Genomic DNA, 11,950 nt, shown 5'->3' with positions numbered 1-11,950 from the left:
CCCTATTCTCTGGCACGGATCCGCTGGTCATAGAGGCGTATCGCCCGCAGGAGATCGATCTTCCTGAAGAGCGGCCAGTACGGCGCACAGAAATAGACGGCACACTCGTTTCCGTTTGCCATCCATGGCAGAAAGTTCGAGGTGCGCCGCTCGTTTCCGGTCCTGATGATCAGGTCGACCGGGGGGAGGTGGAGGCCCTCGTACAGGTAGTTCTCGACCGTACGCGGCGTGATCTCGTCAGAGGCGATTGAGCCCTCGCGGACGCCGGCGACCACCCGCCGGGCGGCATGGACCAGCTCGTTCCTGCCCCCGTAGGCAAGGGCGATGTTGAGGAAGAAGCGGCTGTAGTGGCGGGTGGCTTCTTCGGCGGCTTCGATCGTCTCAAGAAGGTCTGGAGGGAGCATCGATCGGTCGCCGATCATCTGGACCCTGATCTGATTTGCATGGACCCGCTCGTCGCTGAGAACGCCGATGAACTTCTCCTTGAAGATATCGAAGAGGTAGTTGACCTCACCCTCGTCACGGTTGAAGTTCTCGGTGGAGAAGGAGTAGAGCGTGATCGTCCTGATCCCGATCTCCTTTGCCCATTCAAGCACCTGCTGGGTCGTCTCGGCGCCTGCACGATGGCCCTCGATCGTTCCGACCCCGAGGAGGCGGGCATACCTGCGGTTGCCGTCCTGTATGATGGCGATGTGGCCGGGGATATGTTTGCACTGCCACTGCAGGTAGCGCTCGTAGAGCGGATCGATCCGGTCTCTGATCCTCAGAGCGGCGTCACCTCCAGGATGATCCCCCCATTGGGGTAGCGCTCGATCACGGACTTTTTACCGGGGAGTTCATCTTTCAATTCGGCAAGCACCCACCAGGCCATCTCAACCTTATCACCAGAGACCTCGATATCATAAATATGTTCGCGGAGGACCGGCGGCAGGACGTCGTCTTCCAGTTCGAGGAGGCCGTAGACGATGGTGCCGTCCTCGGTGATCTCGTCGAAGGGGCGGGCGGTGTTCCCGGCGATGCGCCGAAGACGCTCGCGCAGCTGGACCGAGTCCTTGAAGCCGGACGAACAGAAGTGCACTTTCGGATCGTCAAGAAGGGGTTCTGCGAGCGCTGCGGCGCCGCCGACGGCGTTGTGAAGGCCGTCCTCCAGGTCAAGGCCACGCAGACGCATCGCTTCGGCGTTCGTCTCGCTCCACTCGAGTTCGTTGATGTTGAGGAAGTCGAGGTCTGGAAGGATCGCCCGAAGGGCCTCGATCCCGGGCAGGGATGGCACCTCGATCCCGATCGAGAACCCGAGGCGGCGGGCGGTCTCGACCGAGCGGGCATAGGGCGAGTCGAGGATGCGACCCCAGACCTCCTGCGGCGGGTGGAGACGGATCTCGTCGACGAGCCCGCGGAGCGGGAGCAGTTGCTTTTCTGTCGGTGCGATCCCGGTGTAGAGGTGGATGTGGTGGTCGGGCCCGAAGTGCTCCTTGAGGAGACGGCAGGCGTTGACGACCACGTCGAGCACCAGGAAGGGTTCGCCCCCGGTGATGCTGCTCCCGAGAGCGCTCATCATCTCGGCCTCCTCGATGATGTCGTCCGGCGACGTCACCACGCGATCGTTGGCATAGACCAGATCGCCGTTCCGCCGCTTCTCAGAGATGGGGCAGTACCAGCAGTCCCGCCCGCACCTGCCGGTCACAAAAAGGACCATCTTGGCGCCCTCGTAACAGAGGACGCAGCCCCGCGCCAGACGGGATGTGCTGCCTGTGATTTCGGACACGTCGGAATTCCCCGCTATTTTATCTTCTTATAATTATGAACCGGCGATTTCTTAACATTATGCACGTCTGCAGGAGCGTACATTCTGAAAGGAATATATAGAGCCCGGGAAAAAAACACCGGTACAATGCCTGCCGCCCTGAACGAAGAAGGTCTCTCCGAGGTCGTCGGATTCGTGCTCCTTCTGGGAGTGCTCGTCATGGCGCTCTCCGTCTACCAGATCTATGCCGTGCCGGCAGAGGGGCGGGCGAACGAGATCGAGCATATGAACATGGTGAAGGACCGTTTCACCGACTACAAGATCGCCCTCGATTCGCTCTGGGTGAACAAAAATAACGTGACCGGCGTCACCCTCTCGACGGCCTTCGACCTCGGCACCGGGTCGGCGGCGACGCAGGGAGGAGGACTCTCCCTCCCGATCCTCAGCCCGGCCGGGTCGTCCGGGGCGGTGAGCGTCAGGTCGGGCGGGGCGGCCCTGACGATCACGACGCCGACCAACACAACGGCGATCCCGCTCGGCAGTCTCCAGTATGTTTCCGGGAACAACTACTGGGTGGACCAGACCTGGACCTACCAGATGGGCGGGGTCTTCCTCACCCAGAGCGGTGGGACGACGGTGCGGGTCTCCCCCTCCTTCTCGTTCTACAATGTCAGCGGCAACGCCTCAGTGTGCATCGCGCCGGTGAACATCACCGGATCGGCCCTCCTCGCCGGGTCAGGGCCGGTGCGGATCGAAACAAGGCTGCGTGACATGCCGCCCTATGCAAACCTCACCGGCACCTTCCCCTGGGTGAAGATCTCGATCGAGGCGGGCGACGAGGGCATGGCGCGGGCATGGGAGCGGGTGTTTAAGGAGGCGGCACTCCGCGAGAGGATCAAGCCTGCATGGTATGCGGTCGGGAGAGGGGCGGAAACGGCATATATCAATATCACAGGCCCGGATACAGGCGCCAGGGAGGACGTCACCCTCAGGACCGTGCAGGCAGACTATCGGGTGAGCATCGCAACGGCAGCATCATTGATCGAGTGAGGTGAAGACGATGATAGTGACAGACGAACAGGGTGTTTCCGAGGTGATCGGAGCGATACTTCTTGTATCGCTGGCAGTGCTCGGCGTGGCGATCGTGGCGGTGGCGCTCTTCTCCCAGCCCCCGCCCTCAGAGGTCCCGCACGTGAGCGTGGTGGCGGGAACGACAGTAGACAACACCACGTTTGTCCTCCTCCACGAGGGCGGCGACACCCTCGCCGCGGGGAACTACCGGATCTACGTGGACAATGGGAGCGGGCTTGTGGACCGGACCGATGAGTTCGCCCTCGCAGGCGACGATATCTGGTCGATCGGCGAGAACCTCACTTACACAGGCGGAGGCACCCCCGAACGGGTCGTCGTCTCGGTCGTCGATTCGGGCGGCGGCGAGACGGTGATCGCCGAACCCTCTGGGTTCGGGGCGGCGACGGCAGGGGCATATGCGGATGCCGGGGGATCGGGGACGCTGCCGGTGGTGACGGTGACGCCGGTGCCGGGAGGCGGGAATGAGACATCGCCGATTATGATCGTCGGACCTGATGTGGAGCAGGAGTATGTCATAGATATGAAAAAGGACTTCACTTTCTCCGTGAATGTCTCGACAATCGCCGCAAAATACGTCCATATGGTCATCTACAATTACAACGTTCTCCTCGACAGCAACAATAACGAAATCCCAAACCAGATTGTCGCTATGAACCTGACCCAGAGCGAGGTGGAGGCCTTCTATTACAATCATACCTTAAAGACCACCAACAAACTCGGGAGTGATGGAGATCGGATCTCTGTGACAGCAATCGTATATGGTATAAATGACACGGTGATCGCCCACGAATCTGTGCTAGGCACGCTGAATCTAAAATAGGGGTTACAATGAAGGACAATGACGCCGCCGCCAGCGAAGTGATCGCCGTCGTGATCCTCATCGCCGTGTTTGCAGTGGCGGCGGGGATCGTCGGCGTCGTCATGCTCTCGAACCCCCAGGGTGACGAGGCCCCGGCGATGCTTGCGAGCGTGATGTACGACAACAGCACCGCAGACGATCACCGCCTGATTCTCCGCCATGAGGGAGGAGATCCCCTCAGGAAGGGGGAATTTCAGATCTTTGTCAACGGCGAAGAACGGACCGACGAATTTTCAGGAGAGAGTGAATCGACGGACTGGACAGACTGGGAGAACGGACAGACCCTCACCCTCGGGTTGGGCAGCGACCCCGAACCTGACGGCGTGCTGATCACCAGCGACGGAATCGCTGGCAGCGGAACCGCGTGGATGCTCCATCTCGTCGGGGAAGGCGCGATCGTAACGGTAGTGCCGACGCCATCACCAACACCTGGAACGGTAGTGGCCGCGTTCTCGGCAAACTCTACTGCGGGATCGGCCCCGCTCATAGTGCAGTTCACCGACACCTCAACCGGGAACCCGAACGAGTGGTACTGGAACTTCGGGGACAACACCACATCAGGCGTACAGAATCCGACGCACACCTTCACAACCCCTGGATTCTATACGGTACGGCTCACGGCATCAACCACAGACGATTCTGACACCACCACACGGACGATCACTGTGGTCGGCCCGCCGACCGCCAACTTCTCGGCAAGCACGACCTCAGGAATCATTCCACTGGAGGTGCAGTTCACCGACCACTCCACCGGCACACCGGCATCGTGGTCATGGGACTTTGGCGACGGCACCAACGCCACCGCACAGAACCCCTCCCACACCTACACTACCGCAGGCACCTATACGGTGATCCTCACCGTCTCAAACGCCGCAGGAACCGACACGGCCACCTCAACCATCAGGGTCTCAGCCTGCGCAGGATTGGGGCTTGCCGGCACCTACTACCCGAACCGGGAGTGGATAGGGGAAGGGGTGACCAGGATCGATCCCAGGATCTGGTTCGCCGACAATGAGGCAAACACGTCGTGGCAAAAATCTGGAACCGATGAGTACAACTGGCCCATCGCCACCCTCGGAAAAGATGACCAGTTCAGCGTCATCTATGAGGGCTACCTGATCGTGCCAGAAGACGCCACCTATACCTTCTATCTCACCTCTGACGATGGCTCATGGCTCTGGATCGACGACATGGATACCGTACTCATCGATAACGGCGGGTACCACAGCAGCACGACAAAAACAGCGAATATCCACCTCACCGCCGGTTCCCATCAGATCAGGGCGAAGATGTTTGAGAACCTTGGAAAGGCAGTCTTCCACCTCGAATGGTCATCTCCCGCATTTGCGAGAACACCGGTGGAAGACTTCTGTCATGATCCCATAGCGGTGGCCGCGTCCTTCACCGCAGCACCGCAAAGCGGCACCGCCCCCCTCCAGGTGCAGTTCACCGATCTCTCTACCGGCGCACCGACCGCATGGCTCTGGGACTTCGGCGACGGCACCACCTCCACCGAACAGCACCCGGTCCACATCTACACTGCCCCGGGCACCTACACGGTCAGCCTCACCGCTGCGAATGCCGCCTTCAGCGATACGGCCACACGCACCGACCTGATCACTGCAGAAACACCGACCATCACCGAGGGTTTCTGGCCGATGGACGAGGGATCCGGCTCTATCGTCTATGACAAGAGCGGGAACGGGTACAACGGGACGATCACCGGCGCCGGCTGGATCTCCTGCGCGGACCGCGGCTACCTGGTCTTCGACGGGAGCAGCGACAGCGTTTCCATACCAAACAGCGCCGGACTCAACCCCACAAATGCCGTCACCTACGAGGCATGGGCCTACCCTACCGAGTATGACACGGATAAGGTGATCCAGAAGCGAGACTGGGACGGTCACGGCCTCGACCTCGACAAATGGAATGGGTGGCAGGGGGGCGTCACAACAACATCGTCGAGCAAGACCACCATCGAATGGGGAGAGGGGCGCCCGACCCTGAACCGCTGGTACCTCCTCGCCCTCACCTATGACGGCAGCACCCTGCGCCTGTACGTGGACGGCGAGGAGAAGGCGTCAACACCGCTCACCGGCACCCTGAAGACGAGCACAAGCCCGGTGTACATCGGTTCTGACGCGAACACACAGAAATTGTTCAACGGCTCGATCGCAAACGCCGCGATCTACAGCACCGCCCTCAGCCCGCAGGAGATCGGCGCACACTATGCCGCCTTCACCCCTGCAGGGTGCCCTGCAGATGCGGCATTCAGCGCCGACGTAGTGAGCGGGACCGCACCCCTGACCGTCCAGTTCACCGACCTCTCGACCCGCCACCCGACCGCATGGCTCTGGGACTTCGGGGACGGCACGTCCTCAAGGGTGCAGAACCCGTTCCATATCTACGCAGACCCCGGCACCTACACGGTCAGCCTCACGGCCTCGAACCTTTTCGGGCCAGGAACTGAGACAAAAACGGGTTATATTACGGTTACATCACCTTCATCAGGATATGACATCCTGCTGATCACCGAGCATCCAAAAGGAGGATATCTCAGAAATGGAGGGTACATGGAGTTCACCGTGAGCGGCCTCTGGTCCAGAATCAAGGTAGGAGAGACATCCTATGAGCTGAATCAGGGAGATATCGTTCACATCCTTCTCAACAAAGATCAGGCAGGGAAGATCCACATTGCAGAACAGGATATCAACGCTTTCATACTCGATGATATAACCGTGTCCATCAATGGTCTTACCAAAGGTTCCGGGAGCATAGGAGACGGGGATATCTGGATCAATACTTCTTCAGGGATGGTTTCAACACTTACTCTTATAGTGCCTCAAAAAAACGCATGGACTCGCTTCGAAATCGATGGTGATCAAATCCTCTATGGAAAAGATAAAAGAGGCATCGTCCTAACGGGCCTTGTTCCCGGCAGTGACGGGACCTTAAACCTCGATATCAGTGATAAACCATCATCATCAGAAATCCATTACGATGGAGGAGTTAAAGAATATTCATTCATCTGATTTTTCGCAAAAAAAAGTGAGAATACGCATTATTTACCCCGACGCCTCCCCGATCTCCACCGGCACCGGCACATCGACCGCCGGCTCGGCATAATCATCGAACCACAGCGCCTCAGGGTTCCGCCTGAAGACCATCACCGCCCCGATCTTCTCCGGGTCGGCCGCCTGATGGTACTTGAAGAAGACATACTCGTCGGTGAGGCCGGCGACCTCGATCTTCCCGGTCGCATGGGAGATCACAAACCGCGCCCTCTTTGCGAGGCCCGAGACCTGCGCCTTCGCCGCCTCGATGATCGCATAGCTCTCCTCCACCGGCACCTGAAACATCCGGTTCCCCAGGGTCGGGCGGCACTGGAAGACATAATACGGCGGCACCCCGATGAACGAGAGTTTCCTGAAGAGATCGGCGAGCACCGCCGGATCGTCGTTCACCCCGCGCAGGATGGGCGTCTGGTTCACCACGATCGCACCGGCCGAGAGGAGGATGCCGAGCGCCTCCACCGCCTGCGGCGTGAGTTCCCGCGGGTGGTTGAACTGCGCCATGATGTAGATCCGCTTCTCGGGCGTCGAGTATTTCCTGATCATCTCGGGCAGGGCCGGATCGTCCAGGATCCGGTACGGGCTGAAGGCCGGCATCTTCGACCCGATCCTGATGATCCCCACATGCTCGATCCCCCTGATCGCCGCCACGATCGGTTCGAGCTTCGAGGTCGCCATGATCAGGGGATCCCCGCCGGTCAGGAGGACGTTCGTGATCTCGGGGTGATGCCTGATATACTCGATCTCTTCGGTGACGTCCCTCGTCACCTCGGCGCCCCGGTCCATGAAGAGGCGCTTCCTGAAGCAGAAGCGGCAGAACGTCCCGCACATGTCCGAGACCAGCAGCAGGGCCGTCTCGCGGTACTTGTGCTGGAGACCCGGAGCAACCGTATAGTTCGACTCCCTGGAGGGATCGAGGACACCAGACTCCTCCAGCTCCATCGGGTCAGGGACGGCGATCCGCCTGATCGGGTCGGCCGGATCGTCCCAGTCGATGAGGGAAAGATAATAATCGTTCGAGCGGAAAGCGAATTTCTCCTCCACCTTCTGCAGCAGGATCTTCTCTTCAGGGCTCAATGCATCGATCTGGTCGACGCCTGTCAGGTATCGCAGTTTCATCCTAATTTCACCTCCTCTTAAACCCGGGTCTCTCAAATTCCAGAAGGGGGGTAAGACATATGACCGGGCATGCCAACAGCGCCCCAGTACGGGGAAGGGCACTGCCAGAGGGTAACAGGTTACACTATAGCGGTAACAACATAAAAAAATTAGGACTGCAGGAAAAAGGGGATCACTGCTTCTTCGAAGACTTTTTGCGGTCCTTTTTATGCATCGAGAGGATATCCACCATATATTTCCCCTCTCTGCCCAGGCTGACGACCATCTCCTCGCTCTGTGCGAGCTTCTCGATGTTCAGTTCATACGAGCCCGGCCCGACGATACGGATCGACTCGACGCGGTCATAGCACTCGACACGCTTCGGGGCCTCCTCCTCCCTGACCTCGAGTTCCTCCTCACCGGTTTCCTCGGCGATCTCCTCGATCGTCTTCTCCTCGAGCACATCCTCGTGCCGCGTCGATTCCCTGATGTAGAGGAACTTCTTCCCCCCGCAGCTCGGGCAGCCCTTCAGGATCCCGGTCGAACCGTCCTCGAACTCTCTTCCACATCTGGTGCACTTGTGCGGCATTGCCTCTCACCGTGACGAAACCCAGGCACTGATCAGGTCCTGGTCCTTCTTGAGGGTCTTGAGCTGGTTTGCAGGCCCGATCACCGTCAGCCGCGACTCGGACTTTTTCCCGATCAGACGTGAAAGTAAGCCGCCAAACCCTTCTTTTCCGCCCTTTGCAGGATAGGTCTCCAGCTCGATCCCGGAAAAGCCGTCAGGCTTGATCTCCATCATCGTCAGCTCGATGAGTTTGCTCTGCTCCTCGGGCAACAGCCCCTTCTCAAGCACGACAATGGTGCCTGAACGCACATCGTCGAGGATCAGCCTGATCTTCTCCATCATGGTCAGCCGATCAAGCCGTTCTGCCGAGAGGAAATCGATCTGAACTCCCTGGATCATCCTGCTCACCCAAACATCTCGGTCATCTTCTCGTAGAGCTGCTCAACATTGCTCCCCTCCATCCCTGATATGGGGATCACGGGGTGCTGCGGGAAGGCGCTCCTGATGCGCTGGGGGGTGGCGTCAGGGAGGTCAATCTTGTTGGCAACAATGATCACCGGGAGTTTCCGGCTCTCGATGATCCCGATCATCATAATATTGACCTGCATGAAGGGGTCCTGGGTGGAGTCGAGCATGTAGATGACGCCGTCGATATCATCGCGGAGCCAGTGCATCGCCTCGGCGACACCCTCAGTCGCCTCCCTGGCCCGCTTGATCGCCTCCTCCTTCTCAAGGCCGTACTCGAGGAACTCGTTGTAATCGATCTTCGTCGTCACGCCGGGGGTATCGACGATATCGATGATCACCGAATTGCCGTTCGTGCCCGTGATCGTGATGTCTTCCTTCCTTCGGGCCCGCCGCGTCTCATGCGGAATCTCGGAGACCGGGCCGACGGCGTCGCCGGTCCAGTCCCTCACGATCCTATTGGCAAGTGTGGTCTTACCAGCATTGGGAGGACCATAAATACCAATTCTTGACCGCTTTCTTCTAAAAAACGCATTGAGAAATTTAGATACCCGTTGTCTTGCCCGAACCAGAAAATTCATCGTTCATCCCCTATTCCAGAGTATACAGCTACTCAGTAGAAGATTGCCCCACCCGGTATAAATACTCCCCCATATTGTCCCGGATATAACCCCGGCGCATACGGGCATGGATTCATGAATTTCCTACAGTATTCTTTTATAGGGGAATCTCATAGGTAGAGGTATCTGGATTAAATCCGGAGTAAAGCGACCCTCTGGGGTGAACTCATGTCCGGCACACGAGAAACAATGTACGTAGAAACCAGGGTTCCGCTGAAGGAAGTGATGAGGGTCAACCCTACCACCATCGAGGCTGAAGCAACGGTCGCAAAAGCCGCGGCTCACATGTGCCGAGATGAGGTCGGGAGCTGCATCGTCCTTTCGGGGAACGTACCCATTGGAATCGTTTCCGAACAGGATATGAACTGCAAGGTCGTTGCACGGGATCTCAAGCCGAGTTCGGTCTATGTCAGAGACATCATGAGCACTCCCCTCATCACCATCGAGTTGGACAAAACCGTGGGGGAGGCGGCACAGATGATGATCAAACACCGGGTGCGCAGACTTCCGGTGGTTGAGAGCGGGAAAGTCCTGGGCATGGTCACGGTCAGAGATCTTCTCGGCGTTGCAAACGAACTCAACGAAATCATGTCGGATCTCATCGTCATCAACCGGGAGGAAAACTATGCCATGGGCATCTGCGACCGGTGTGGAAAGATGAGCGATGACCTTACTCCTATGGACGCGGTCATGCTGTGTAAAGAATGCAGGGAGGAGGAGCGTTTGAGATGAAAAGGGCCGAAGATGTAATGGTGAGGATCCCCGTCCTCACCACAGACGAACCCATGACCCGGGCACGCCAGGTGCTCCGGGACGACATATTTCGCGAAATCGCGGTCACCGATCCAAAAGGGCGGTATGTCGGCTACATCGACATAACCGATGCCCTGCGGGTCACGGACACGAAGTCCGACATCCTCATCAAAGGCTTTGTCAGAGACGGCGCAACCGTGCCGCCCGGCGCATCGCTGATCGCCGTATCGCAGGTGATCAGGGAGAAAAATACCGACATCGCTGTCGTCGTAGACGATGAAAACCATGTGCTCGGCGGCGTCCTGCTCTCCGAGATCTTCCCGATCCTCTGCACGCGTGAGGACCTGCGGGGAACGGTCAGGGACTGCATGGAGAACCGGCCGCCGGTATGCCATGCAGAGGATAATCTGGGCAAGGTATATTCGAAAATGATAGAAAGCGGCATTTCGGCCTTTGCAGTCATAAAAGAAAAGAGCCTGATCGGAATGCTGTCCCGGAGGGATATCTTAAATAACGGAAGGGTAAGAAAGAGCCTTGAGAGCGGGGGGAAAGTGCCGGTCGAAAGCGTCATGACGACACCGGTCATCACCATCGAAAAAGACGAGAGCATCAGCGCCGCTGCGGAGCTGATGGTCGGCCACGACCTTTCCCAGCTGCCTGTAGTCGACGGCGATCTCCTTGTCGGGATGATCGACAGACATGGCGTGCTGAACGGGCTTCATGCAAAGGAATGATGGTATGCACAGGAACAACCAGAATATGAAACAGGGAGACAAACTCCTGAAAATGCCCGGTAAACTTGACCGCGGCCCGATCGAGTTCAAGTCCAGAATCGTCGAGTCCGAAGGCGGGGTAATGGCGATCGCCACGCGTGAGGTCATATCGGTACCGCCGACGATGAGCATCATCAGCGCCATCGAGACGATGACCGAGTACGGCTTCCGCCGACTTCCGATCACCGACGCAGGGACGAAACGGCTCCGCGGCATCGTCACGGCACGGGACAGCATCGACTTCCTGGGCGGCGGCGATCATTTCAATCTGGTCAGGGTCAAGCACAACGGCAACCTGCTTGCAGCCATCAACGAAAGTGTCAGAGAGATCATGACCCAGCAGGTGACGACCATCCCGCACACCGCATCGATCGCCGACGTCACCGAGATCATCGTCACAAAAAAGATTGGCGGCCTGCCCATCGTCGATGAGGAGGAGGTCCTCACCGGCATCGTCACCGAGCGGGACGTGATGAAGGCGCTTGCAACCGAGGAGACCGATATCATGGTCGAAGAGATCATGAGCACGGGGCTGCGGGTCACCGGCCCGGAGACACCGATCGGAACAGTGACGCGGGAGATGATCGCACACGGGTTCAGGCGTCTCCCTCTGGTCATGGACGACGTACTCTACGGGATCGTCTCGGCATCGGATATCATGAAATATCTCGGCACCGGCGAAGTGTTCAAGCGCCTCTCGACCGGCGACGTTGCCGAGATAATGGCCCTCCCGGTGAGGAGCCTCACGTCAGGAGAACTCATCACCACCGTCCCTGACGCAAATATCAACGATGCAGCACTGAAGATGCTGCAGAGGAAGGTCGGTGCGCTTCCGGTCATCGAAGACGGGAGACTGATCGGCCTGGTAACCGAATTTGACCTTGTGAAAGCATTTTCCGGGAAGTGA

12 protein-coding genes are annotated in these 11,950 nt (G+C 58.5%); 6 read left to right on the top strand and 6 right to left on the bottom strand.

Going from position 1 to position 11,950, the window contains the following annotated elements:
* Positions 1 to 2 precede the first annotated feature (2 nt).
* Both uppS and METLI_RS03180 read right to left on the bottom strand, forming a co-directional pair.
* Positions 3 to 767 (bottom strand): polyprenyl diphosphate synthase, encoded by a 765-nt coding sequence (gene uppS / locus METLI_RS03185; RefSeq protein WP_004037955.1) that lies wholly within the window; start codon positions 765 to 767, stop codon positions 3 to 5.
* A complete protein-coding gene (locus METLI_RS03180) occupies positions 764 to 1,765 on the bottom strand; it encodes a radical SAM protein (protein ID WP_004037954.1) in 1,002 nt (333 codons plus the stop codon). Before METLI_RS03180 ends, uppS begins: the two co-directional genes overlap by 4 nt.
* 126 nt (positions 1,766 to 1,891) lie before the next feature.
* Between METLI_RS03180 and METLI_RS03175 the strand changes: the two genes are divergently transcribed.
* From METLI_RS03175 to METLI_RS13510, 3 genes are read left to right on the top strand one after another with little or no spacing between them, the layout of a single operon-like run.
* Positions 1,892 to 2,794: a hypothetical protein gene (locus tag METLI_RS03175; RefSeq protein WP_004037951.1), complete on the top strand. Its 903-nt coding sequence runs from the start codon at positions 1,892 to 1,894 to the stop codon at positions 2,792 to 2,794.
* A gap of 10 nt (positions 2,795 to 2,804) precedes the next feature.
* The gene (locus METLI_RS03170) at positions 2,805 to 3,656 is read left to right on the top strand and encodes a type IV pilin N-terminal domain-containing protein (RefSeq protein ID WP_004037949.1); all 852 of its coding nucleotides are present in this window, start codon (positions 2,805 to 2,807) and stop codon (positions 3,654 to 3,656) included.
* 8 nt (positions 3,657 to 3,664) lie between these two features.
* Complete coding sequence (locus METLI_RS13510) at positions 3,665 to 6,727, top strand: PKD domain-containing protein (protein ID WP_004037947.1); 3,063 nt, start codon at positions 3,665 to 3,667, stop codon at positions 6,725 to 6,727.
* A gap of 33 nt (positions 6,728 to 6,760) precedes the next feature.
* On the opposite strand, the gene METLI_RS03160 is transcribed toward METLI_RS13510, so the two are convergent.
* The 4 genes from METLI_RS03160 to METLI_RS03145 all read right to left on the bottom strand — a co-directional run bounded on the left by METLI_RS03160 (position 6,761) and on the right by METLI_RS03145 (position 9,478).
* A complete protein-coding gene (locus METLI_RS03160) occupies positions 6,761 to 7,885 on the bottom strand; it encodes a KamA family radical SAM protein (protein ID WP_004037945.1) in 1,125 nt (374 codons plus the stop codon).
* Positions 7,886 to 8,057: 172 nt separating this feature from the next.
* A complete protein-coding gene (locus METLI_RS03155; RefSeq protein WP_004037943.1) occupies positions 8,058 to 8,453 on the bottom strand; it encodes a Zn-ribbon domain-containing protein in 396 nt (131 codons plus the stop codon).
* Between the two features lie 6 nt (positions 8,454 to 8,459).
* Positions 8,460 to 8,831, bottom strand: a complete 372-nt coding sequence (locus tag METLI_RS03150; protein ID WP_004037941.1) for a DUF2073 domain-containing protein — start codon at positions 8,829 to 8,831, stop codon at positions 8,460 to 8,462.
* A gap of 5 nt (positions 8,832 to 8,836) precedes the next feature.
* Positions 8,837 to 9,478: an Era-like GTP-binding protein gene (locus tag METLI_RS03145; RefSeq protein ID WP_004037939.1), complete on the bottom strand. Its 642-nt coding sequence runs from the start codon at positions 9,476 to 9,478 to the stop codon at positions 8,837 to 8,839.
* A 228-nt stretch (positions 9,479 to 9,706) separates the two neighbouring features.
* Between METLI_RS03145 and METLI_RS03140 the strand changes: the two genes are divergently transcribed.
* The 3 genes from METLI_RS03140 to METLI_RS03130 are packed head-to-tail and all read left to right on the top strand — an operon-like array spanning position 9,707 to position 11,950.
* The gene (locus METLI_RS03140; protein ID WP_004037938.1) at positions 9,707 to 10,249 is read left to right on the top strand and encodes a CBS domain-containing protein; all 543 of its coding nucleotides are present in this window, start codon (positions 9,707 to 9,709) and stop codon (positions 10,247 to 10,249) included.
* On the top strand, positions 10,246 to 11,004 hold the full coding sequence (locus METLI_RS03135; RefSeq protein WP_004037936.1) for a CBS domain-containing protein: 759 nt from the start codon (positions 10,246 to 10,248) through the stop codon (positions 11,002 to 11,004). Before METLI_RS03140 ends, METLI_RS03135 begins: the two co-directional genes overlap by 4 nt.
* A gap of 4 nt (positions 11,005 to 11,008) precedes the next feature.
* The gene (locus METLI_RS03130; RefSeq protein WP_004037933.1) at positions 11,009 to 11,950 is read left to right on the top strand and encodes a CBS domain-containing protein; all 942 of its coding nucleotides are present in this window, start codon (positions 11,009 to 11,011) and stop codon (positions 11,948 to 11,950) included.

The sequence above is a fragment of the Methanofollis liminatans DSM 4140 genome (assembly GCF_000275865.1).
In the GTDB taxonomy this organism is placed as follows: domain Archaea; phylum Halobacteriota; class Methanomicrobia; order Methanomicrobiales; family Methanofollaceae; genus Methanofollis; species Methanofollis liminatans.
This window is presented reverse-complemented; position numbering and strand designations above follow the sequence as displayed.

Excerpts from the sequence above, each read along its gene's own strand:
- METLI_RS13510 (WP_004037947.1), top strand. The coding sequence starts at position 3,665 with ATGAAGGACAATGACGCCGCCGCCAGCGAAGTGATCGCCGTCGTGATC.
- METLI_RS03150 (WP_004037941.1), bottom strand. The coding sequence starts at position 8,831 with ATGATCCAGGGAGTTCAGATCGATTTCCTCTCGGCAGAACGGCTTGAT.
- METLI_RS03130 (WP_004037933.1), top strand. The coding sequence starts at position 11,009 with ATGCACAGGAACAACCAGAATATGAAACAGGGAGACAAACTCCTGAAA.
- METLI_RS03155 (WP_004037943.1), bottom strand. The coding sequence starts at position 8,453 with ATGCCGCACAAGTGCACCAGATGTGGAAGAGAGTTCGAGGACGGTTCG.
- METLI_RS03145 (WP_004037939.1), bottom strand. The coding sequence starts at position 9,478 with ATGAATTTTCTGGTTCGGGCAAGACAACGGGTATCTAAATTTCTCAAT.
- METLI_RS03160 (WP_004037945.1), bottom strand. The coding sequence starts at position 7,885 with ATGAAACTGCGATACCTGACAGGCGTCGACCAGATCGATGCATTGAGC.
- METLI_RS03135 (WP_004037936.1), top strand. The coding sequence starts at position 10,246 with ATGAAAAGGGCCGAAGATGTAATGGTGAGGATCCCCGTCCTCACCACA.
- METLI_RS03140 (WP_004037938.1), top strand. The coding sequence starts at position 9,707 with ATGTACGTAGAAACCAGGGTTCCGCTGAAGGAAGTGATGAGGGTCAAC.
- METLI_RS03175 (WP_004037951.1), top strand. The coding sequence starts at position 1,892 with ATGCCTGCCGCCCTGAACGAAGAAGGTCTCTCCGAGGTCGTCGGATTC.
- METLI_RS03170 (WP_004037949.1), top strand. The coding sequence starts at position 2,805 with ATGATAGTGACAGACGAACAGGGTGTTTCCGAGGTGATCGGAGCGATA.